Here is a 22,531-nt window from a genome sequence, read left to right on the forward strand (position 1 = left end):
CATGCCCAGCGCACACCAAGACACCTTTGCCCGTGACCACCTGCCGCCCGTGGAGCAGCAGCCGGTATTCCTGTTCGACTTGCCGGAGCTGCAGTTTCCCGCGCAGCTCAACTGCGCCACCGAACTGCTGGACCGCCATGTGCAGGAAGGCCGGGGCGGGCGTCTGTGTGTGCAAGGCGGCGGCGAGCGCTGGACCTATCGCGACCTGTTGGAGCGCGCCAACCGCATTGCCCATGTGCTGACGCAGGACATGGGGCTGGTGCCGGGTAACCGCGTGCTGCTGCACACGCCCAATACGCCCATGGCGGTGGCGTGCTGGTTCGGCATCGTCAAGGCCGGTGGCATTGCCGTGGCCACCATGCCGCTGCTGCGCGCCAAAGAGTTGCGTGCCATCGTCGACAAGGCAGAGATCAGCCATGCGCTGTGTGACCTGGGCCTGCAAGAAGAGTTGCGCCTTACCCTACCGGACACGCCCCACCTCACGCAGGTGAAGCATTTCCGCAGCCCGCATGCAGACGGTCTGGAAGCCGCCATGCAGCGCCACCCCACCACCTTTGCCAACGTGGATACCGCGCTGGACGACACCTGTCTGCTGGCCTTTACCTCAGGCACCACAGGTGTGCCCAAGGCCACCATGCACTTCCACCGCGACGTGATGGCTGCCTGCGCCTGCTGGCCCCGCCATGTGCTCAAGCCCAACGCGGACGACGTGTTCATCGGCAGCCCGCCGCTGGCCTTCACCTTCGGGCTGGGTGGGCTGGTGCTGTTTCCCATGTCGGTGGGCGCATCCACCGTGCTGCTGGACAAGGCTGGCCCGCCGCAATTGCTGGACGGCATACGCGACTACGGCGCTACCGTGGTGTTCACCGCGCCCACGTCCTACCGCGTGCTGGCTGCGCGGGGCGAGGAAGTGCGAAAGACCCGGCTGCGCCGCTGCGTATCGGCGGGTGAGGCGCTGCCCGCATCCACACGCCAGCTCTGGCGCGAGGCCACGGGCATTGAAATCATCGACGGCATTGGCGCCACCGAGATGCTGCACATCTTCATCTCGGCGGACGAGAAGCACGCCCATCCCGGGGCCACCGGCACGGTGGTCCCGGGCTATGAGGCGCGCGTGGTGGACGATTCCGGCAACCCGGTACCCCCTGGAACGATCGGCAAGCTGGCCGTGCGCGGCCCCACCGGCTGCCGCTACCTGGACGACGCACGCCAGGCCAACTACGTCAAGGGCGGCTGGAACTATCCCGGCGATGCGTATGTGATGGACGAGGCTGGCTACTTCTTCTACCAGTCACGCACCGACGACATGATCATCTCGGCGGGCTACAACATTGCCGCGCCCGAGGTGGAGGATGCGCTGATGCTGCACCCCGCCGTGCTGGAGTGCGCGGTGATCGGCGTGCCCGATGAGGAGCGGGGCCAGGTGGTCAAGGCGTATGTGACACTGCGCCCCGGCTTTGTTGCAGGCAATGCCACGGTGAAGGATCTGCAGGACTTTGTGAAGAAGTCGGTGGCGCCGTACAAGTATCCGCGGCAGATTGAATTTGTGGACAAGTTGCCGCGTACCCAGACGGGCAAGTTGCAGCGCTTCAAGCTGCGTGAGGTGGAGTGATGGGGCAACCTTTTGAGGTCCCTTGTATCGAAAAGCAGACCCTGGTGGACGCGAGCCAGCACGGCACTCAGCTCCGCGGCTGTCCTCCGCCCTGCGGGCTCCCCCTTTATGCCGCTGCGCTGAGCGCCGTACTGTCCCGCGTCTGCAGGCGCTTTCGGTATTCGCCAATTGCACGCCAATATTGTTCAGAAATAAATAAGCACGAAACTAGGAGTCAAGAATGAAACTGCTTCAACCCCCGCACTGGCCGCGTCCGCGCGGCTATGCCAATGGCGTGATGGCGCGTGGCCAGATGGTGTTTGTGGCGGGCATGATTGGCTGGGAAGCCAACGGCCAGTTCCAGTCGGACGACATGGCAGCACAGGTGCGCCAGGCGTTGATCAATGTGGTGGATGTGCTGACCGAGGCGGGAGCCAAGCCGGAGCACATCGTGCGCATGACCTGGTATGTGACCGACAAAAAGGCCTACGTACAGGCCTATACGGAGATTGGCAAAGCTTTTCGGGAGATCATTGGCAGCTTCAACGCCGCCATGACGGCGATTGAAGTGCAGGCCCTGATTGAAGACCGGGCCAAGGTCGAGATCGAGGTGACGGCCGTCATCCCTGACTGACCGTCTGCGCCTCAGTTCAGCAGGTAGGAGTTCGCCACGTCTTCAAAGTCTTCTGCATCAATGGCTGCGTCGTAGGCGGCGCGGGCTGCCAGGGCTTCCTTGGTGTAGGGGATCAGCGGCTTGTCCAGGGGGCGCAGTTTGTGGCGGCGCAGGCCGCGCAGCTGTTGTGAGCGTTCCATGGTTTGCAAAACCAGTTCAGGCTCCATCATCAGGCTGAAGGGGTTGAAGGCAACAGTGGTGTCTTTCATGGGGCTACTCCGGTTTATCAAGCGCTGTCAGATGACATTGGCGCGTGAATGAACTGTAGCCAGCCCCGCGGGTTTATGTAGTCAGAAGGCGGATGGAAACCCTGTAGGAATTTGCCTTACAGCCACCCTTAAAGCACGCGCACTTTCACACTCTTGCCCTTGACTTTGCCGGTGTTGAGTTTGTTGCAGGCCTGTTCCGCGATGTCACGCGCCACCCCCACAAAGGTGCAGAACTCGGTGACCTGGATCTTGCCAATCTGTTCACGCGTATAGGCCGGACCGCCTTCTGTGCTGGTCAGTGCGCCCAGCACATCTCCGGGGCGGATCTTTTCCTTGCGACCACCCAGAATCTGCAGACAGGCCATGGGCGGCAGCAGGGGGGCATTGCTGGCCGGGGTGAGCTCTTCCAGCTTGAACCAGACCGAAGGTGCGTTCTGGTACTGCTCGATCTTGCCGACCGCGCCCATCTCATTCATGCTGGCCAGGCTCAGCGCCAGACCCGATTCGCCGGCGCGTCCGGTGCGTCCGATGCGGTGTACATGCACTTCGGGGTCGGGCGTGATATCCACGTTGATGACGGCTTCCAGTTCCTTGATGTCCAGTCCGCGTGAGGCCACGTCGGTGGCCACCAGCACTGAGCAGCTGCGGTTGGCAAACTGCGCCAGCACCTGATCGCGCTCGCGCTGCTCCAGTTCGCCGTAGAGTGCCAGCGCATGGAAGCCCTGCTCCTGCAGCAGCGTGACCAGATCCTTGCACTGCTGCTTGGTGTTGCAGAACGCCAGCGTGCTGACCGGGCGGAAGTGGTTGAGCAACTTGCCCACGGTTTGCAGGCGGTTGCTGCGCTCGACCTGGTAGAAGCGCTCTTCGATCTTGCTTTCCGCCACGGGTGCGGCCACCTTGATCTGCTGTGGCTCGCGCATGAATTGTTTGGCCAGCTTCTCGATGCCTTCGGGGTAGGTGGCAGAAAACAGCAGGGTCTGGCGCGCCGCCGGGGTTTGTTTGACCACGGTGGCGATGTCGTCAAAAAAGCCCATGTCCAGCATGCGATCGGCTTCATCCAGCACTAGGGTGTTGAGGCCTTCGAGCGTCAGATAGCCGCGCTCCAGATGGTCCATGATGCGCCCCGGCGTGCCCACCACGATGTGGGCTCCATGCTCCAGCGATGCGCGCTGTCCGCGCAGCGCAATGCCGCCGCACAGGGTCACGACTTTGATGTTTTCTTCGGCGCGCGCCAGCCGGCGGATTTCGGTGGTGACCTGGTCCGCCAGTTCGCGCGTAGGGCACAGCACCAGGGCCTGCACCGCAAACCAGCGCGGGTTGAGCTTTGCCAGCAAGGGCAGGGCGAAGGCAGCGGTCTTGCCGCTGCCGGTCTTGGCCTGCGCAATCAGGTCCTTGCCCTGCAGTGCCGCGGGCAGGCTGGCGGCCTGGATCGGCGTCATGGTGGTGTAGCCCAGCTGCTGCAGATTGGCCAGCGTGGCGGGCGAGAGTGCGAGGGTGGAGAAGTCATTGGCGCTTGCGGCCATGCCTGTGGAGGCGGAGGTGGGGGAGGCAGTCATACCCTCGATTATCCGCGCCACCGCCTTGTGGCGTGTTGGTGAGCGGATGCCACCGGGGCAGATGGTTCCGCGAATGTCCCCCGGCCTGCGGCCTCCTCCTTTATTTCGCTGCACCATCCGCCCCGGTGCCATCGGTAGCGGCGCTAAACTGGATTGAACTATTTTTCATCCCCCGATGCAGTCCCCCACTCCTCGACGTCCCGTCTGCGCCGCATGTCAGCGCGCGCAAAGCGCCTGCATCTGCGCGTGGGTCACGCCTGTGGACCATTCGGTGGATGTGCTGATACTGCAGCACCCGCTGGAAGTGCACCACGCCAAGAACAGTGCGGGTCTGCTGCATCGCTGTTTGCCTGGTAGCCGGTTGCTGGTGGGCGAGTCCTTTGATGCTTCCACCCTGCGTGCGGCCTTGCCTGCCGACCGTTACGTGGTGTTGCTGTACCCGGCAACGGCCAGCGTCGGCCATCGGGTTGCGCCGCCACTGGAGCCACAGCGTTTGCGTGATCCGCTCCAGGTGGGGCTGGTGGTGTTGGACGGCACCTGGCGCAAGAGCCGCAAGATGCTGCATTGCAATCCGCTGCTGCAGAGTCTGCCGCGTCTGGCGTTGACCGATGTGGCTGCGTCGTCGTATGTGATCCGCCGCGCGCACCAACCCGGGCAGCTCTCCACCTTCGAGGCTACCTGCGCAGCATTGGCGCAGTTGGAAGGCGATGCGCAGAAGTACCTGCCTTTGCAGCAAGCGTTCCAGGGCTTCGTCATGCAGCAGGCAGCGCGGAACCCGGCCCATGCCAATGCCTAGAATCCGGCCATCGAGTTGATGGGTACAAAAGGAAAGCTATGCGACTGAAGTGGATTGCCGCAGCCTTGCTGGTCTGCACATTGATCGCCTGCGGCACCGCCGTGGTGAATCCGGTGAGTGGCGAGACCGAGCTCTCCGCCATGAGCGAAGAGCAGGAGGTAGCCGAAGGCGCCAAGGGGCACCAGCAGGTGCTGCAGGAATACACCGTCTACAACAATCCCGCGGTGCAAAACTATGTGAATGCGCTGGGGCAGCGCCTGGCGGCGCATTCGCACCGCGCCAATCTGCAGTGGCACTTCACCGTGCTCGACAGCCCGGAAATCAATGCCTTTGCCTTGCCTGGCGGCTATGTGTATGTGACGCGCGGCATCATGGCCTATATGGAAAGCGAAGCGGATCTGGCTGGCGTGATAGGCCATGAAATTGGCCACGTCACTGCGCGCCATGGAGCGCAACGTGCCACCAGCCAGCAGCATGCCGGGCTGGGCGTGTTTGCCGCCAACATCCTGGGGCTGGTGCTGGAGTCGCAAGGCGTAACGGGCGCCGGGCAGATGGCCGGGCAGGTGTCGCAAACCGTGGCTGCGGGCTACATCGCCTCCTATGGGCGCGAGCAGGAGTTGCAGGCCGATGGGCTGGGCGCCGAATACCTGGCACGCAACCACTACGACCCGCACAACATGGTGGACGTGATCACCGTGCTGAAGAACCAGGAACGCTATGCGGCAGACGTTGCCAAGTCCGAAGGCCGGCCTGCGCCGACTGGCGGCGGTTGGCTGGCATCGCACCCGTCCAATGACCAGCGGCTGCAGCAGATCAAACAGACCGCCGATAGCTACGGCGCCAGCTCCACCTATGCCGATGACGGGCGCAGCCGTTACTTGCAGGTGGTTGCCGGTCTGGCTTTTGGTGAAAGTGCCGATCAGGGGCTGGTGCGCGGGCGCAATTTCTACCATGGTGGTCTGAACATTGCGGTCACGGCTCCGGCCGCGTGGACCATCCAGAACGAGTCGCAACAGGTTGCCTTGGTCAATGCGGCGACCGATGCCGCCCTGTTGATCAAGCCGGTGCCGCCTGCTGTGGGCAAGACCCATGCGGAAGTCATTCGCAACGGCTTCAAGCCCACGCAGGGCAAGAGCGAAGCCACCACGCTCAATGGCTTGCAGGCTACACACTTCACAGGTGTGCGGCAGAACGAGCAAGGTCAGAACCTGGGCCTGGAGTTCACGCTGGTGAGTGGCCCGGAAAACCATATGTATGCGTTGCAGTACGCAGCCAAGGATGCGGCCACGCTGCAGGCCAACCGCAGCGCACTGCGGGAGGCAGAGTCCAGCTTTCGCGCCATGACGGCGCAGGACCGGCAAGCGGCCAAGCCCTGGAGCATCAAGCTGGTGCCCTATCCCAAGGGCGGTTTTGCCGAGCTGGCCAAGCGCTCACCGTTGCCCCATGCGGAGCAGCAGTTGCGCCTGGTCAATGGCTTCTATGGCGGTGGGGAACCCAAGCCGGGGCAACTGGTCAAGCTGGTGGACGCCAGTTGAACAGCGATGGTCCGGTCCTGCACTCTGCAGTCCGGACCATCTGCGCATCAGGCCAGTGTCAGTTCCACTTCGATGTTGCCGCGGGTGGCGTTGGAGTAGGGGCACACCTGGTGGGCGGTGTCGACCAGGTCCTGAGCAACAGCACGGTCCAGTCCGGGCAGGCTGACGACCAGGCGCGCAGCGATGCCGAAACCTGCGGGAATGGGGCCGATGTCCACGCTGGCGTCAATGGCGGCGTCGGCAGGCACAGCCACCTTCTTCAGGCTGGCCACGTGCTTGAGGGCGCCCATGAAGCAGGCGGAGTAACCGGCGGCAAACAGCTGCTCGGGGTTGGTGCCGGTGCCGGCGCCACCCATGGCTTTGGGCAGGGTCAGCTTGACGTCGAGCAGGCCGTCGTCGGTCACGGAGCGGCCGTCCCGTCCGCCAACGGTGTGGGCGTGGGCGGTGTAGAGCACTTTGTCGAGTTTGGTAGGCATGGAAGTTCCTTTGGTTGAGGTGGGTTGAAAAACTAGGCGGACAGGCGCTGGCGTAGCGTCTTGAGCTGCTGGTTCAGCGCCAGCAGCTCGGGGATGTCGCATTGCGCCTGCGCGGCAATGCAGCCGGGAATGGGTTTTGCCTTGGCCTTGAGCGCGCGGCCCTGGGCGGTGAGCTTGATGTGCACGCGGCGCTCGTCACCCGCATCGCGTACCCGGGTGACCAGACCACTGGCTTCCAGGCGCTTGAGCAGCGGCGTGAGGGTGCCGGAATCCAGAAACAGGCGCTCGCCGATCTCGGACACCATCAGACCGTCCTGCTCCCACAACACGAGCATGACCACGTACTGCGGATAGGTGAGCCCCAGCTTGGCGAGCATGGGTTTGTACAGCTTGGTCATGGCCAGCGAAGTGGAATACAACGCAAAGCAGAGCTGGTTTTCCAGCATCAGGGCTTGGTCTGAAGTGATGTTCGTGGTTGGCATGGCATTAATGTAGCTCACAATTAAATTGCGTGCAATTTAATTGTCGAATTAACCTGTTGCAGATCAGGGGCATTGCGTGGTCCGTCGCACGTAGGGCCTGTCCCTACAATGGCCGCTCGCGCCTGGCGCGCAGCACTCCCCATCGTGAAAGCCATTGTTCATGCCTTCTCTGCACATCTCTACCGCCTTTGACTCGGGCTCCATCGACGTCGTGAACTGCACCGACCCGCGCGACATCCAGTTGCACATCCGCAAGGACAGCGCGGCCGAATTTGCCCAGTGGTTTCACTTCAGTGTGCAGGGGGCTGCGGGCCAGCAGCTGGTGCTTCGGTTTCTGAATGCCGGCCAGTGTGCCTACCCCAAGGGCTGGGAAGGCTATAGCGTGATGGCCAGCCATGATCGCCAGCACTGGTTCCGTATCGACACCGAATTTGACGGCCAGGTAATGACGGGGCGCGTGCGGCCCGAAAGCGGTTGCATCTATTTCGCCTATTTCGAGCCGTACTCCTGGGAGCAGCATCTGGACATGCTGGGCTCGGCGTCGGCTTCGCCTTTGGTGACGCAGGAGCATCTGGGGCTGACCGTGCAGGGGCGCGACATGACCCTGCTGCATGTCACCGATGGTGATAGCACCACGCCCCAGGCTGAGAAGAAAAAGGTGTGGGTGATCGCCCGCCAACACCCGGGTGAGACCATGGCCGAGTGGTTTGTGGAAGGGCTGCTGGAACGCCTGCTGGACACCTCCGATTCCGTCAGCCGCACCCTGCTGCAGCAATGCGTCTTTCATGTTGTTCCCAACATGAATCCGGATGGCGCCGTGCTGGGCAATCTGCGTACCAACGCAGCGGGGGCCAACCTCAACCGCGAGTGGCTGGAGCCAAGCCTTGAGCGTTCGCCAGAGGTGTTTTGGGTGCGCCAGAAGATGCTGGAAACGGGTGTGGACCTGTGCCTGGACGTGCATGGCGACGAAGTGCTTCCGTACAACTTCGTTGTGGGATCGGAAGGCACCAAGGACTACTCACCCCGCATTGCCGATCGCGAGAGCGTTTTCAAGGCGGCCTGGTTGGCCAGTTGCCCCGACTTCCAGGACGAAAGGAACTACGGCCAAAGTGCGCCGGGCGCTGCCAACCCCACATTGGCCACCAACTGGGTCGCACAGCTGTTCGGCTGCCTGGCGTTCACCATCGAGATGCCGTTCAAGGACAACGCCAACCTGCCCGATCCGCTGGTGGGCTGGAACGGTGAACGCTCCCGCAGGCTCGGAGCCAGCGTGTTGCAGGCGGTGCTGGCGGCGCTGTAGCAAGCAGACTTCACACAAAAGCAAAAGGGGCCTTGCGGCCCCTTTTGCTTGGTCGCGCCGCGTACAGGTTTACACCAGCAACGCGTTGACGCGCTTCACATACGAAGCCGGATCTTCCGGCAACCCGCCTTCGGCCAACAGGGCCTGATCGAACAGGATGTGGGCCAGGTCGTTGAAATGCACGGAGCCGTCCAGCTTCTTCACCAAGGGGTGTTCGGCATTGACTTCGAGCACCGGCTTGACTTCGGGCGCAGATTGGCCGGCCTGCTTGAGCATGCGTGCGAGCTGCGTGCTCATGCCGTGGTCTTGCACCACCAAGCAGGCCGGGCTGTCCACCAGGCGGGTGGTGACGCGTACGTCCTCGGCCTTGTCCTTGAGCGCTTCCTTGAGCTTGGCCAGCAGCGGCTTGAAGGCCTCGGCGGCTTCCTCGGCAGCCTTCTTTTCGGCTTCGTCCTGCAGCTTGCCCAGGTCCACTGCGCCCTTGGCCACGCTTTGCAGCGGCGTGCCGTCGAAGTCGTGGAGGTAGTTGAGTGCCCACTCGTCAACGCGGTCGGTCATCAGCAGCACTTCGATACCCTTCTTCTTGAAGACCTCGAGTTGTGGGCTGTTCTTGGCGGCGGCCAGCGTGTCGGCGGTGATGTAGTAGATTGCCTCCTGGCCTTCCTTCATACGCGCCTTGTAGTCTGCCAGGGACACGGCCGGCGTATCGCTCTGGGTGCTGGCAAAGCGCAGCAGCTTGGCCAGACGATCCTTGTTGCCGAAGTCCTCGCCCAGGCCTTCCTTGAGCACGGCGCCGAACTCTGCATAGAAGCCGGTGTACTTGCCTTCCTTGGCCTTGTCTTCATCGGACAGCACGTCGGTCACGCCATCGGCGCCAGCAACGGGAGCCTTGTCGTACTTGGCCAGGTCTTCCAGCACCGACAACACGCGCTTGGTGCAGCCTTCGCGGATGGCGCGCACGTCACGGCTCTCTTGCAGCAGTTCACGGCTGACGTTGAGCGGCAGGTCGGCGGAGTCCACCACGCCCTTGACGAAGCGCAGGTAGTTGGGCAGCAGCGCCTCGGCATCGTCCATGATGAAGACGCGCTTCACATACAGCTTGAGTCCGCCCTTCTTGTCGCGGTTCCACAGGTCCATGGGAGCCTTGGAAGGAATGTAGAGCAACTGGGTGTATTCGGTGCTGCCTTCCACACGGTTGTGGGTGTGGGCCAGAGGCGCTTCAAAGTCGTGGCTGATCTGCTTGTAGAAGTCGTCGTATTGCTCCTGGGTGATGTCCTTCTTGGCACGGGCCCAGATGGCGTTGGCCTTGTTGACGGTTTCCCACTCGCCGGTCTTGACCATGGCGCCGGGCTGGCGGCCACCGTTCTCGTCGCTGGGGTTGATCAGCTCGCCGTCTTTCCACTCTTCCTTTTCCATCTGGATGGGCAGGCTGATGTGGTCGGAATACTTGTTGATGATGCCCTTGACCTTCCAGGTCTGGGTGTAGTCCAGGGCGTCTTCGCGCAGGTGCAGGATGACGCTGGTACCGCGCGCTTCGCGCGTGATGGCTTCCACCTCGAAGGCGCCGCCGCCGCTGGCACCGCCGTCGCTCACCCAGCGCACGGCTTCGTCGGCCTTGAGACCCGCACGGCGGGATTCCACCGTGATCTTGTCGGCCACGATGAAGCCGGAATAAAAGCCCACGCCGAACTGGCCGATCAGGTTGGAGTCGGCCTTCTGGTCGCCGGTGAGCTTGGACACGAAGTCCTTGGTGCCGCTCTTGGCGATGGTGCCCAAGTTGTCGATGGCTTCCTGTTGAGAAAGACCAATGCCGTTGTCGGTGATGGTGAGGGTCTTGGCATCCTTGTCCAGCACCACCTTGACCTTGAGTTCGGAATCGTTCTCGTACAGGGCGCTGTTGTTGATGGCCTCAAAGCGCAACTTGTCGCAGGCATCAGACGCATTGGAGATCAGCTCGCGCAGAAAAATCTCTTTGTTGGAGTACAGCGAGTGGGTCACCAAGTGCAGCAGTTGTGCAACTTCGGCCTGAAAGGAAAGGGTTTGCTTGCTCATAAGTTCAATAGAAGTCCAAAACAGGGGATTTTGACGGCTCGATACGGCCCTGCGGCCAAAGCTCAGCGAATATGGGGCTGGTCAGCGACATTTCAAGGGCCTATGGGATTCGGCGATTTCATGCAAAATAGCGCCATGGCAACCCCCCCAGACAAGTCCAAACCTGCTGATCCGCGGCGTGAAGCGCCTGCCGCAAAGGAGCATTTTCTGGATCCTTTGCCGGTACCGGACGCCACGGAGAGCAATACCGATACCGCCTGGGGCTTGTGGGAACACACCCTGCGTGCCCATGAGGAAGAGGTCAAGAAGGATCCCGAGACCGACTTCCAGGACACCGTGCCGTTCCAGCCACTGCCGGTCAAGAAAAGCTGACCGACGGTTTTCAGAATTTTTCGTGCGGCAACAGGTAGCGCCACTGGCCTACCGGCAAGTTGCCCAGCATCACGCGGCCAATGCGTACGCGCTTCAAGCCCACCACTTTCAGTCCCACCAGCTCGCACATGCGGCGGATCTGGCGCTTCTTGCCTTCGGTCAAGACAAAGCGCAATTGCTCGGGGTTCTGCCACTCCACCCGGGCGGGTTTGAGCTTCTGGCCGTCCAGGCTCAGGCCATTGCGCAGCAGCGCCAGCTTGTCGGCGGGAAAGACACTCTGCACATCGCTGCTGACGGGGTCGTCGTCGTCAATCCGGCTCAGCTGCGTGGGGGCTGCCGGATAGGTGGCGGCGGCGGATATAGCGGCGGCCGCATTGTCTTTGCCGGTATAGACCACGCGCACCAGGTATTCCTTTTCCATGACGGCATCCTCGCCAATCAACTGGCGTGCCACGCGGCCATCCTGTGTCAGTACCAGCAGGCCGGTGGAGTCAATGTCCAGGCGCCCGGCAGGCACCAGGCTCTTGAGCTGGCTGGGGTGGAAGAAGAAGCGGGCGTTGTCGTCCTGCCAGCGGTTCTGCGGCTGCACCAGGGTGATGGCGGGTTCGTGCCCGTCTTCGGCCTGGCCGCTGACCAGGCCTATGGGCTTGTTGATCAGCACGGTGACCAGATTGGCCTGCTGGCCTTTGGCCTTGGGATCGATTTCGATGCGCACGTCGGGCAGCACCTGCATGCCCATTTCTGCCACCTTGCCATTGACCTTTACCCAGCCTTTGGCGATCCAGTCATCGGCTTCGCGGCGAGAGGCCATGCCCAGCTCGGCCATGCGCTTGTTCAGGCGCACGGTTCCGTTGGGGCCGGTGGCCGCCGTATTGGTTTGCCCCGCCGGAATGGGCGCGCGGCCCGCTGGGGGCGCTGCGCGGCGGAATACGGGAGGGGCTTTGGGTTCGGTCATGTGCGGTGCCAAGTGGACGATCCGGCCCATTTTACGGGCGTACCTTTGGCATGCCCCCTATCGGGGTGCCCGCAGTGACCGAAGCTGTCTAGTTTTTGACCGGGCAGGTGCGGATTCCCAGCACCGAGTACAGCGGACAGATGCCAATGGCGCCGGTCAGCAACGGAACTACACCAATCCAACCCCACAGCCCGATGGTGCCGGTGAGCGTCAGTGCCAGCAGAATCAGTCCGGCTGCGATGCGCAGTGCGCGGTCCAGGGTGCCTTCATTGGTTTTCATGGTGTGTCCTTGTCCGTCAAGAGTGGTAGATGGACGCATTGAATCCCAATGCCCGCCCAAAGTCTGTGACTTGAGTCACAGGCCGCTGTCTCCTGGAGCTCAGTCCGCTTGTGAACCTGCCAGGGTGCGCAAGGCCAGGCTGTCGCGGATGGTGATGTGTTCCCGTGCCAGCTCCACCCAGCCCTCGCGTTCAAAGCGGCGCAGCAGCCGAGACACGATTTCGCGCACCGTGCCCAGTTCGTCTGCGAGCTGCTGGTGGGTGAGCGCCAGGTTCTGCCCGCGGCCCAGCAAGGTGGCAGCCAGCCGCTGATCCAGCTTCTGAAAGGCGACGGCGTCGATCAGCCCGGTGAGGTCGGCCATGCGTTCGGCAAACAGGCCCAGCACTTCGTTGCGAAAGGCCGGCGTCTCCAGCCACCGCATGAAGGTGGGTGGGGAAATCAGCAGCAACCGGGTGGGGCGGGTGGTGATGCCTTGGGCCGCCATGGGCGTCATGCGAAACAGGCTGGCGCTGGACACCAGACACAGCTCCCCGGGAACCACGCGGTATAGCTCCAGCGAGCGGCCATCGGCAGAGTGGCGCGATACCTTGACCTCGCCTTCCAGCACCAAGGGGAAGCCCTGACAGGGGGCACGTTCGCCAAACAGCACCGTGTCTGCCGGAACCTGGATGGGTTTGCCCTCGTCGCCCAATGCCGGCAACGGCGGCGTCACATGTTCGAGCGTGGGATACAGGGACAACAGCTCAGCCATCAGCGCGACCTCCGGGTGGAAAAAAGTTGCGAACGCAGCGCCTGCAAATCCAGAATGCGCAGGCCACCGTATTCCACACGGATGGAGCCCTGGGCTTCCAGCGTAGTCAGCGCCTCGTTCACACGCTGGCGCGACAGGCCCACCAGATAGGCCAGCTCCTGCTGGGTGATGCGCAGCACCTGACCCACACCAGGGTACAGCGTGGGGTTGAACAGCGCGGCTAGGCTGCGCGCCACACGGATGTCCGGGTTGTTGAGCCGGTCGATCTCGCGGGCTGCGATGAACTGGCCCAGCCGCTCGTTGAGCTGGTTCATGACAAAGCGGTTGAAGCCGATGGAGTGGTCCAGCAGCCAGTGAAACGTGTCCACATGCAAGCCCGCTACCAGGCTGGTACGCAGCGGCTGGATGTTGTAGCGGTAGGCCTCGTGCTTGAGGGCAGTGCCCTCGCCAAACCAGCCGCCGGGCGGCACACCGGTGAAGGTCATCGTCTGGCCCTCGGCGTTGTCGGTGCTCATCTTCAACAGGCCATCCACCACGCCGAACCAATACGTTACGGGTCGGCCCATGCGGCACACGAACTCGCCGGGCTGGGCTTCGGAGATGCGCAGATCGTCCACCGCGCGCTGGCGTTCGTCCGCCTGCAGCAAGCCCAGCCAGGGGATGGCGTCCAGCTCGGCGGTTGTCAAAGGCCGGCGGCGTTGGTGAAGTGGGCTGTCGGTGGCCATGGTGTTGCGATGGGAATCTGTAAGTTGCGAATAAGTGAAGGGAAAACACCTACCAAGAAGTGGTCGAATTGTCGTCCGAATGACAACTTGACGTCAATGCCAGTTCAATAATCGCGCTTAATTCGAATGACCCCGCTTCCATTGGCAGGGCCGACAAGAGACACGAGGATTCGCATGCGAACGACTTTCCCGCAACTGCTATTGCAGCACGCAGCGCAACGACCGCTGGAGCCCGCCATGCGCGAGAAGGAATACGGCATTTGGCAGACCCTGAGCTGGTCGGGCCTGGCCACCATGGTCGAGGAGTTGGCTGCCGGTCTGCATCAGGCCGGCCTGCGCGGCGGCGACCACATGGTGGTCATCGGTGCCAACCGCCCGCGCCTGTACGCCACCATGCTGGCGGTGCAAGCGCTGGGTGCGGTGCCCATTCCGCTGTACCAGGATGCGGCGGCTCCGGAGTGCGTATTCCCCATCAACAACGCGGAAGTGAAGTTCGCCTTTGCCGAAGACCAGGAGCAGGTCGACAAGCTGCTGGAAATCCGATCGCAGTGTCCGCAGCTGGCACGTATCTTTTTTGACGACCCGCGCGGCCTGCGCAATTACGAAGAGCCGGGCCTGGCGTCCATGGATGAACTGCAGGCGCGGGGCAAGGCCTTTGCCGCGCTGCAAACCGAATTCTTCAAGGAAGCAGTGGCCAAGACCCGGCCCGATGATGTGGGCGCCATGTTTTTCACCTCGGGCACCACCGGCAACCCCAAAGGCGTGGTGCACACCCATGACTCGCTGCTCAACCGCGCCCGTGCCGGGGCCGAGTTTGACAAGCTCACCAGTGCCGAAGAGGTGCTGGCCTATCTGCCACCGGCCTGGATTGGCCAGAACATCTTCAGCTACGCGCAGTGGCTGGCCTGTGGCTACGTGGTGAACTGCCCTGAGTCCGCTGCCACCGCAACCATAGACCTGAAGGAAATCGGCCCGACCTATTACTTTGCGCCACCCCGCGTGTTCGAGGGTCTGCTCACCAGCGTGATGATCCGCATGGAGGACGCAGGCGCAATCAAGCGCAAGATGTTCCACGCCTTCATGGCTGTGGCCAACAAGGTCGGTCCGGCCTTGATGGATGGCGAGTCCGTGGGGCTGTGGGACCGCATGCGCTATGCGCTGGGCAATCTGCTGGTGTATGGCCCTTTGCGCAACACCCTGGGTTTCAGCCGCGTGCGTGTGGCCTATACCGCGGGCGAAGCGATTGGTCCGGACCTGTTCAGCTTCTACCGCTCCATCGGCATCAACCTCAAGCAGCTCTACGGCTCCACTGAAACTGCGGTGTTCGTCTGCCTGCAGCCCGACAACCAGGCGCGCGCCGACACCGTGGGCGTGCCCTGCGCCGGTGTGGAGATCAAGGTGGCGGACAACGGCGAGATCCTGGTGAAGTCGCCCGGTCTGCTCAAGGAGTACTACAAGAACCCGGCGGCCACGGCAGAAGTGCTCACGGCCGACGGCTGGTACCACACCAGTGACGCCGGCTTCATCGATGCCCATGGCCATCTCAAGATCATCGACCGCGTCAAGGACGTGGGGCGGCTCAAAGGTGGCAACTTCGATGGCGCCATGTTTGCCCCCAAGTATGTGGAGAACAAGCTCAAGTTCTTCCAGCACATCAAGGAAGTGGTGGCCTATGGCGACGGCCGCGAGAAGGTGTGCGTCTTCATCAACATCGACTTTGATGCGGTCGGCAACTGGGCCGAACGCCGCAATCTGCCGTACGCCGGGTATACCGATCTGGCGCAGAAGCCCGAGGTCTACCAACTGGTCAAGGAGTGTGTGGAAAAGGTCAATGCCGACCTCAGCGCCGATGCGCTGCTGGCGGGCAGCCAGGTCAGCCGCTTCCTGATCCTGCACAAGGAGCTGGATGCCGATGACGGTGAACTCACGCGCACCAACAAGGTCCGCCGCGGCTTCATCGGCGACAAATACAAGGCCCTGGTCGATGCGCTCTACGAGGGCAAGACCAGCCAGTTCATTGAGACCGTGGTCAAGTTTGAAGATGGCCGCACGGGCAGCGTGAGTGCCACCTTGCGCATCGATGACGCCAAGACGTTTGCCCCGGTCAAGGCCGCAGCCTGAGAGACGCACAGCACCATGAGTAAAAAGAAAATCGGTGACGTCATCCTCGACGTCAAGAACATCAGCCTGAGCTTTGGCGGCGTGAAGGCGTTGACGGACATTTCCTTCAATGTGAAGGAGCATGAGATCCGCTCCATCATCGGCCCCAATGGTGCCGGCAAAAGCTCCATGCTCAACTGCATCAATGGCGTCTACCGCCCGCAGGTCGGCTCCATCACCTTTCGTGGCCAGACCTTCAGCCACATGGACAGCCACCAGGTGGCCAGCATGGGAATCGGCCGCACCTTCCAGAACCTGGCGCTGTTCAAGGGCATGAGCGTGCTGGACAACATCATGTCCGGGCGCAACCTCAAGATCAAAAGCAACATCCTGATGCAGGCCCTGCGCCTGGGCCCGGCCGAGCGCGAAGAAATCATGCACCGCGAGGCGGTGGAACGCATCATCGACTTCCTGGAAATCCAGGCCTACCGCAAGACGCCGGTGGGGCAGTTGCCCTATGGCTTGCAAAAGCGCGTGGATCTGGGCCGGGCGTTGGCCATGGAGCCGCAGGTATTGCTGCTGGACGAGCCCATGGCCGGCATGAACGTGGAAGAGAAGCAGGACATGTGCCGCTTCGTGCTGGATGTGAACGACGAATTCGGAACCACCGTGGTGCTGATCGAGCACGACATGGGCGTGGTGATGGACATCTCCGACCGCGTGGTGGTGCTGGACTACGGCAAGAAGATTGGCGACGGCACTCCGGATGAAGTGCGCAACAACGAAGACGTGATCAGCGCGTACCTCGGCACATCCCACTAAGGAAGACGACCATGGCATTTTTTCTGGAAACTTTGCTGGGTGGCCTGATGGCCGGCATGCTGTATTCGCTGGTGGCGCTGGGCTTTGTGCTGATCTTCAAGGCCTCGGGCGTGTTCAACTTCTCGCAGGGCGCCATGGTGCTGTTTGCGGCATTGGCGATGGCGCGCTTTTCGGAGTGGATTCCGGCGCTGGGCATCACCGAGATCTTTGCGGTCAACCTGCTGGCTTTCATTGCTGCCGGTGCCGTGATGTTTGTGGTGGCCTGGGTGATCGAGCGGCTGGTGTTGCGCCATCTGGTCAACCAGGAAGGCACCACCTTGCTGATGGCCACGCTGGGCATCACCTATTTCCTGGAAGGCCTGGGCCAGTCGTTGTTTGGCAGCAGCGTCTACAAGATCGACATCGGCATGCCCAAAGACCCGGTGATGATTCTGGAGAGCACTTTCGAGGGCGGCGTCCTCATCAACAAGGAAGACTTCTACGCAGCCATCATCGCTGCTGCCCTGGTGGCGCTGCTTAGCCTGTTCTTCCAGAAGACAGCCACCGGCCGCGCACTGCGTGCCGTGGCCGATGACCACCAAGCGGCTCAGAGCATTGGCATACCGCTCAACCGCATCTGGGTGATTGTGTGGTGTGTGGCTGGCGTGGTCGCGCTGGTGGCCGGAATGATCTGGGGCAGCAAGCTGGGCGCCCAGTTCTCGCTGACTACGGTGGCATTGCGTGCCTTGCCGGTGGTGATTCTGGGCGGACTCACTTCCGTACCGGGCGCCATCGTGGGCGGACTGATCATCGGTGTGGGCGAGAAGCTGTCCGAGGTCTACCTCGGGCCGTTTGTGGGAGGCGGCATTGAAATCTGGTTTGCCTATGTGCTGGCGCTGGGTTTCCTGCTCATCCGTCCGCAAGGGTTGTTCGGCGAGAAGATCATCGATCGCGTTTGAGAGATACACATGTTCTATAGAGAAAACGGCCAATTCAAAACCAGCTACCGCGCGGACCAGCAGATACTGCCGATCCTGCAGGACCGAATTGCCATGCTGGTGCTGCTGGTCGTGGGCTTTGTCATCGTGCCCATGTTGGCCAGTGACTACATCTTCCGCGCCATCCTGATTCCCTTTCTCATCCTGTCACTGGCCGCCGTCGGCGTGAACATTCTGGTGGGCTATTGCGGTCAGATTTCACTGGGCTCGGGTGCATTCATGGCGGTGGGGGCCTACGCGGCGTACAACTTCTTTGTCCGCATTGACGGCATGCCGCTGATCCTGGCACTGGTGCTGGGCGGCGTATGTGCCATGCTGTTTGGCATGGTGTTTGGCCTGCCCAGTTTGCGGGTGAAGGGGCTGTATCTGGCCGTTGCCACGCTGGCGGCGCAGTTCTTTGCCGACTGGCTGTTCCTGCGCGTGCAGTGGTTCACCAACAACTCCTCCAGCGGCTCGGTGTCGGTCAACAACCTGCAGGTGTTCGGCTTCTCACTGGAGAGCTCTGCGGCAAAGTACTGGTTCTGCCTGTTGCTGCTCTCCGTCATTGCATTGCTGGCCAAGAACCTTGTGCGGGGTGCGGTCGGACGGGAATGGATGGCCATCCGTGACATGGACGTGGCCGCAGCCGTGATCGGCATTCGCCCCATGTTCGCCAAGCTCAGCGCGTTTGCGGTCAGCTCGTTCATCGTAGGCGTGTCCGGCGGCCTGTGGGCCTTTATCAATCTGGGTGCCTGGGAGCCTGCAGCGTTCTCGGTGGACCAGTCGTTCCGATTGCTGTTCATGGTCATCATCGGCGGCATGGGTTCCATCATGGGCAGCTTTTTTGGTGCAGCCTTCATCGTGATATTGCCCATTGCACTCAGCCAGATTCTTCCAGCCGTCACGAGCGCATTGGGGTTCGAGATCTCCACCGCCAGCATCTCCCACGCGGAGCTCATGGTGTTCGGCGGTCTGATCGTGTGGTTTCTGATTGTGGAGCCCCACGGCCTGGCCAAGCTGTGGGCGATTGGCAAGCAGAAGTTACGACTCTGGCCCTTCCCGCATTGATTTCCGTAGTCCGATTTTTTCCGTGCTTCAACACTAACTTTAGGAGAGACAAATGAAGCTTCATGCCCTAGCCCGCTCGGCCGCCCTGGTGGTGGTCATTGGTTCCAGTCTGGCGGCGAACAGCGCCTTCGCCCAGGCCAAGGAGCAGTTCTTTCCCCTGCTGTCGTACCGCACCGGTCCCTACGCGCCCAATGGTGTGCCATGGGCCAACGGCAAGCAGGATTACCTGAAGATGATCAACGCCCGGGACGGCGGCATCAATGGCGTGAAGATCACCTATGAGGAGTGCGAAACCGGCTACGCCACCGACCGTGGCGTGGAGTGCTATGAGCGCCTCAAGAGCAAGCCTGGTGTGGCACTGTTCGATCCGCAGGCCACGGGCATCACCTTTGCACTGACTGAAAAAGTGGTGAACGACAAGGTGCCGCTGATCACCCTGGGTTACGGCCTCTCGGTGGCACAGGATGGCCAGGCTTTCAAATGGAACTTCCCGCTGATGGGCAGCTACTGGACCGGCGCCGACATCCTGATCCAGCACCTGGGCAAGAAGGAAGGCGGTCTGGACAAGCTCAAGGGCAAGAAGATCACCCTGGTCTACCACGACAGCCCGTTTGGCAAGGAGCCCATTCCGCTGCTGCAGGAACGTGCGCGCCAGCTGGGATTTGATCTGGGCCTGATCCCGGTGACAGCGCCTGGCGTGGACCAGAAGGCGGCTTGGCTGCAGGTGCGCCAGAACCGTCCTGACTATGTGCTGCTGTGGGGCTGGGGCGTGATGAACTCCACTGCCTTGAAGGAAGCCCAGGCCACGGGCTATCCGCGCGACAAGATGTATGGCGTGTGGTGGGCCGGTGCCGAGCCCGACGTGAAGGATGTGGGCGAAGGCGCCAAGGGCTACAGCGCGCTGGCACTCAATACGTCCGGCACCCAACCCAAGGTGATTCAGGACATCCTGAAGTACGTGCATGACAAAGGCCAAGGTACCGGACCCAAGGAAGAAGTCGGTTCGGTGCTCTACACCCGCGGCGTGATCATCCAGGCCCTGGGCGTGGAAGCTGTGCGCCGCGCGCAAGAGCGCTTTGGCAAGGGCAAGGTCATGACCGGCGAACAAGTGCGCTGGGGCCTGGAAAACCTGGCGCTGGATGACAAGAAGCTGGCGGCGTTGGGATTGACCGGCGTGATCCGCCCCATCAGCACCAGCTGTGCCGACCACATGGGTTCCACCTGGGCACGTGTCGAAACCTGGGACGGCACCAAGTGGAATGTGGGAGCAGACTGGTACCAGGCCGATGAGCAAATCATCAAGCCCATGGTCAAGGCGGGTGCCGACAAGTACCTGGCCGACAAGAAGCTGACCCGGCGCGAAGCTTCCGATTGTCAGTCCTGATACACCCCCCGGCTTGCCCACTGCGTGTGGCAGCGCTTTCCCCCTTGCAGGGGGCAACACCAGCGGACCGGCTGAGCCGGTTCCGCGGTGTTCTGGAGGTCACGCTTCGCTGCGCTCGCTAGTGCGATGCGTGTCTGGTGGTCCGGTCGGGCCGCCAGTTGAAAGGGCCGCTGTGCGGGTCTTTCAACTGGTCTCTATGGAAATTTCGCTATGAGTGAACCTAACAACATTGTTCTCAACGTCAACGGCATCGAGGTCATCTACAACCATGTGATCCTGGTGCTCAAGGGCGTGTCCCTGCAGGTGCCCGAAGGAGGCATCGTGGCCATCCTCGGGGGCAATGGGGCGGGCAAGACAACCACCTTGCGCGCCATTTCCAACCTGCTGGCCGGAGAGCGTGGGGCGGTGACCAAGGGGTCGATCGAGTTGCGCGGTGAGCGCATCGAGAACCTGTCGCCTGCCGATCTGGTCAAGCGCGGAGTGGTGCAGGTCATGGAAGGGCGGCATTGCTTTGCCCACCTGAGCATCGAAGACAACCTGCTCACCGGTGGCTACACCCGCAAGAGCAAGGCCGAGATCGCCGCCAACCTGGAGAAGGTCTATACCTATTTTCCGCGCCTCAAGACGCGCCGTACCAGCCAGGCAGCTTACACATCGGGTGGCGAGCAGCAGATGTGCGCCATCGGACGGGCCATTATGGCCAATCCCAGCATGGTGCTGCTGGACGAGCCTTCCATGGGCCTGGCGCCGCAGATTGTGGAAGAGGTGTTCGAGATCGTGAAAGACCTCAATGCCAAGGAAAACGTGACCTTTTTGCTGGCTGAGCAGAACACCAACATGGCGCTCAAGTATGCGGACTACGGCTACATCATGGAATCCGGCCGCGTTGTGATGGATGGCGCCGCAGCCGATCTGCGCAGCAATGAAGACGTGAAGGAGTTCTATCTCGGCATGGGGGGCGGGGAGCGCAAGAGCTTCAAGGATGTGAAAAGTTACAAGCGGCGTAAGCGGTGGTTGGCTTGACGTACACCCCCCGGCTGCGCGCACTGCGTGTCGCTTCGCTTTCCCCCTTGCAGGGGGCAACACCGGTGGCCCGGCGAAGCCGGTTCCACGGTGTTTCTGTTGGGGCGGCTTGCTGCGCTTTGCCGCCACGCCGATCTGTGATGGGTTGTATGAGGAGATTCGGGTATGAGTGACACATTTGATGCGTTGGAGACGCGTTCGCCGGCAGAGCGTGAGGCTGCGTTGTTGGCTGCACTGCCGGCGCAGGTTGCCCATGCCAAGAAATCATCTTCGGCGTTTGCGGTTTTGTTGGCCGATGTGGACGCCGCTGCGGTGACCAGTCGGGATGCATTGGCACGCTTGCCTGTGATCCGCAAGTCGGAGTTGCAGGAGCGTCAGCAGGCGGCGCGTGCTGCAGGCGGTGATGTGTTTGGTGGCTTCAGCGCCGTGACCTTTGGAGCATCCATGACGCGCGTCTTTGCCAGCCCTGGGCCGATTTACGAACCCGAAGGTACAGCGCGGGATTACTGGCGCATGGCGCGTGCCATCTATGCGGCTGGATTCCGCGCCGGCGAGCTGATCCACAACTCCTTCAGCTACCACTTCGTGCCAGCGGGCTCCATGATGGAAACCGGTGCGCATGCCCTGGGGTGCAGCGTGTTCCCGGGGGGGACCGGCCAGACCGAGCAGCAGGTGCAGGCCATGCGCGAGTTGCAGCCGGCGGGCTATATCGGTACGCCCAGCTTTCTGAAGATCATTGTGGAGAAGGCGGCCGAGTTGGGTGTGAATTTGCCAACGGTCAAGAAGGCGATGTTTGGCGGGGAGGCTTTCCCTCCCTCCTTGCGCGACTGGTTCACCGCACGCGGCATTGACGGGTACCAGTGCTATGCCACGGCTGATCTGGGATTGATTGCATACGAGACCGTTGCGCGCGAAGGTCTGGTGCTGGATGAGGGCGTGATTGTCGAAATCGTGCGACCCGGTACGGGCGACCCGGTGGCGCAAGGGGAGGTCGGCGAACTGGTGGTGACCACGCTCAACCCGACCTACCCGTTGATCCGTTTTGGCACCGGTGATCTGTCTGCCGTGCTGCCGGGCCAATGCCCGACCGGGCGCACCAACACCCGCATCAAAGGCTGGATGGGGCGCGCGGACCAGACCACCAAGATCCGCGGCATGTTCGTGCACCCCAAGCAAGTGGACGAAGTGGTCAAGCGCTTCCCGGAGCTGCGGCGCGCTCGACTGGTGGTGAGTGGTGAAATGGCCAATGATGTGATGACGCTCAAGGTGGAGTCCGCATCCACGGACGCGGCCTTGGCCGCGCGCATCGGTGAAGCGATCCGCGATGTCACCAAGCTGCGTGGCACGGTGGAGCTGCATGCCCCTGGTACCCTGCCCAACGATGGCAAGGTGATTGACGATATCCGCAGCTACAAATGAGTTGGCT

The 22,531-nt window shown here is 62.0% G+C and carries 22 protein-coding genes; 13 read left to right on the top strand and 9 right to left on the bottom strand.

The features are described from left to right. Window position 1: 1 nt before the first annotated feature. Both AC1RMF_RS12185 and AC1RMF_RS12190 read left to right on the top strand, forming a co-directional pair. Complete coding sequence (locus tag AC1RMF_RS12185; protein WP_493141716.1) at window positions 2-1,612, top strand: AMP-binding protein; 1,611 nt, start codon at window positions 2-4, stop codon at window positions 1,610-1,612. Between the two features lie 220 nt (window positions 1,613-1,832). After that, window positions 1,833-2,225 (top strand): RidA family protein, encoded by a 393-nt coding sequence (locus AC1RMF_RS12190; RefSeq protein ID WP_493141718.1) that lies wholly within the window; start codon window positions 1,833-1,835, stop codon window positions 2,223-2,225. A gap of 11 nt (window positions 2,226-2,236) precedes the next feature. On the opposite strand, the gene AC1RMF_RS12195 is transcribed toward AC1RMF_RS12190, so the two are convergent. Continuing rightward, entirely contained in the window at window positions 2,237-2,473 is a 237-nt protein-coding gene (locus tag AC1RMF_RS12195) for a hypothetical protein (RefSeq protein ID WP_342620612.1), read from the bottom strand. Window positions 2,474-2,601: 128 nt separating this feature from the next. Next, entirely contained in the window at window positions 2,602-4,029 is a 1,428-nt protein-coding gene (gene dbpA / locus AC1RMF_RS12200; RefSeq protein WP_493141720.1) for an ATP-dependent RNA helicase DbpA, read from the bottom strand. Window positions 4,030-4,204: 175 nt separating this feature from the next. On the opposite strand from dbpA, the gene AC1RMF_RS12205 reads away from it, so the two are divergent. Together AC1RMF_RS12205 and AC1RMF_RS12210 are read left to right on the top strand one after the other, a co-directional pair. After that, the gene (locus AC1RMF_RS12205; RefSeq protein WP_342620614.1) at window positions 4,205-4,825 is read left to right on the top strand and encodes a tRNA-uridine aminocarboxypropyltransferase; all 621 of its coding nucleotides are present in this window, start codon (window positions 4,205-4,207) and stop codon (window positions 4,823-4,825) included. 38 nt (window positions 4,826-4,863) lie between these two features. Then, window positions 4,864-6,360, top strand: coding sequence for a M48 family metalloprotease (locus tag AC1RMF_RS12210; protein ID WP_493141723.1), 1,497 nt, complete (start codon window positions 4,864-4,866; stop codon window positions 6,358-6,360). A 47-nt stretch (window positions 6,361-6,407) separates the two neighbouring features. Here AC1RMF_RS12210 and AC1RMF_RS12215 read toward each other — a convergent pair whose 3' ends face one another. Next, on the bottom strand, window positions 6,408-6,836 hold the full coding sequence (locus AC1RMF_RS12215) for an organic hydroperoxide resistance protein (RefSeq protein ID WP_342620616.1): 429 nt from the start codon (window positions 6,834-6,836) through the stop codon (window positions 6,408-6,410). Window positions 6,837-6,868: 32 nt separating this feature from the next. After that, complete coding sequence (locus tag AC1RMF_RS12220; protein WP_493141725.1) at window positions 6,869-7,318, bottom strand: MarR family winged helix-turn-helix transcriptional regulator; 450 nt, start codon at window positions 7,316-7,318, stop codon at window positions 6,869-6,871. Window positions 7,319-7,478: 160 nt separating this feature from the next. Here AC1RMF_RS12220 and AC1RMF_RS12225 point away from each other — a divergent pair, with 160 nt between their 5' ends. Next, window positions 7,479-8,618, top strand: coding sequence for a M14 family metallopeptidase (locus tag AC1RMF_RS12225; RefSeq protein WP_493141727.1), 1,140 nt, complete (start codon window positions 7,479-7,481; stop codon window positions 8,616-8,618). 69 nt (window positions 8,619-8,687) lie between these two features. Here AC1RMF_RS12225 and htpG read toward each other — a convergent pair whose 3' ends face one another. Further along, entirely contained in the window at window positions 8,688-10,670 is a 1,983-nt protein-coding gene (gene htpG / locus AC1RMF_RS12230) for a molecular chaperone HtpG (RefSeq protein WP_493141729.1), read from the bottom strand. Between the two features lie 135 nt (window positions 10,671-10,805). On the opposite strand from htpG, the gene AC1RMF_RS12235 reads away from it, so the two are divergent. Then, entirely contained in the window at window positions 10,806-11,042 is a 237-nt protein-coding gene (locus AC1RMF_RS12235) for a hypothetical protein (RefSeq protein ID WP_493141731.1), read from the top strand. Between the two features lie 10 nt (window positions 11,043-11,052). Here AC1RMF_RS12235 and AC1RMF_RS12240 read toward each other — a convergent pair whose 3' ends face one another. The 4 genes from AC1RMF_RS12240 to AC1RMF_RS12255 all read right to left on the bottom strand — a co-directional run bounded on the left by AC1RMF_RS12240 (window position 11,053) and on the right by AC1RMF_RS12255 (window position 13,752). After that, a complete protein-coding gene (locus AC1RMF_RS12240) occupies window positions 11,053-11,997 on the bottom strand; it encodes a pseudouridine synthase (protein ID WP_493141732.1) in 945 nt (314 codons plus the stop codon). An 88-nt stretch (window positions 11,998-12,085) separates the two neighbouring features. Beyond that, window positions 12,086-12,277 carry a YgaP family membrane protein gene (locus AC1RMF_RS12245; RefSeq protein ID WP_342620622.1) on the bottom strand — a complete coding sequence of 64 codons (192 nt, stop codon included), beginning with the start codon at window positions 12,275-12,277 and terminating at the stop codon, window positions 12,086-12,088. 99 nt (window positions 12,278-12,376) lie between these two features. Further along, the gene (locus tag AC1RMF_RS12250) at window positions 12,377-13,027 is read right to left on the bottom strand and encodes a Crp/Fnr family transcriptional regulator (RefSeq protein WP_493141734.1); all 651 of its coding nucleotides are present in this window, start codon (window positions 13,025-13,027) and stop codon (window positions 12,377-12,379) included. Next, a complete protein-coding gene (locus tag AC1RMF_RS12255) occupies window positions 13,027-13,752 on the bottom strand; it encodes a Crp/Fnr family transcriptional regulator (protein ID WP_493141735.1) in 726 nt (241 codons plus the stop codon). The genes AC1RMF_RS12250 and AC1RMF_RS12255 overlap by 1 nt, the downstream gene beginning before the upstream one ends. A 174-nt stretch (window positions 13,753-13,926) precedes the next feature. Between AC1RMF_RS12255 and AC1RMF_RS12260 the strand changes: the two genes are divergently transcribed. The 7 genes from AC1RMF_RS12260 (at window position 13,927) to AC1RMF_RS12290 (ending at window position 22,524) form a co-directional block, all read left to right on the top strand. After that, window positions 13,927-15,873 (top strand): AMP-dependent synthetase/ligase, encoded by a 1,947-nt coding sequence (locus AC1RMF_RS12260; RefSeq protein ID WP_493141737.1) that lies wholly within the window; start codon window positions 13,927-13,929, stop codon window positions 15,871-15,873. A 15-nt stretch (window positions 15,874-15,888) separates the two neighbouring features. Beyond that, window positions 15,889-16,674, top strand: a complete 786-nt coding sequence (locus AC1RMF_RS12265) for an ABC transporter ATP-binding protein (RefSeq protein ID WP_342620626.1) — start codon at window positions 15,889-15,891, stop codon at window positions 16,672-16,674. An 11-nt stretch (window positions 16,675-16,685) separates the two neighbouring features. After that, window positions 16,686-17,612 (top strand): branched-chain amino acid ABC transporter permease, encoded by a 927-nt coding sequence (locus tag AC1RMF_RS12270; RefSeq protein WP_493141739.1) that lies wholly within the window; start codon window positions 16,686-16,688, stop codon window positions 17,610-17,612. Between the two features lie 9 nt (window positions 17,613-17,621). Then, complete coding sequence (locus AC1RMF_RS12275) at window positions 17,622-18,698, top strand: branched-chain amino acid ABC transporter permease (protein ID WP_342620628.1); 1,077 nt, start codon at window positions 17,622-17,624, stop codon at window positions 18,696-18,698. Window positions 18,699-18,750: 52 nt separating this feature from the next. After that, window positions 18,751-20,082 carry an ABC transporter substrate-binding protein gene (locus AC1RMF_RS12280; protein ID WP_493141741.1) on the top strand — a complete coding sequence of 444 codons (1,332 nt, stop codon included), beginning with the start codon at window positions 18,751-18,753 and terminating at the stop codon, window positions 20,080-20,082. A 210-nt stretch (window positions 20,083-20,292) separates the two neighbouring features. Next, window positions 20,293-21,105 (top strand): ABC transporter ATP-binding protein, encoded by an 813-nt coding sequence (locus tag AC1RMF_RS12285; protein ID WP_493141743.1) that lies wholly within the window; start codon window positions 20,293-20,295, stop codon window positions 21,103-21,105. Between the two features lie 165 nt (window positions 21,106-21,270). Next, window positions 21,271-22,524, top strand: coding sequence for a phenylacetate--CoA ligase family protein (locus tag AC1RMF_RS12290; RefSeq protein WP_493141745.1), 1,254 nt, complete (start codon window positions 21,271-21,273; stop codon window positions 22,522-22,524). Window positions 22,525-22,531: the final 7 nt, after the last annotated feature.

It is taken from the genome of Rhodoferax sp. GW822-FHT04A08, assembly GCF_058801025.1.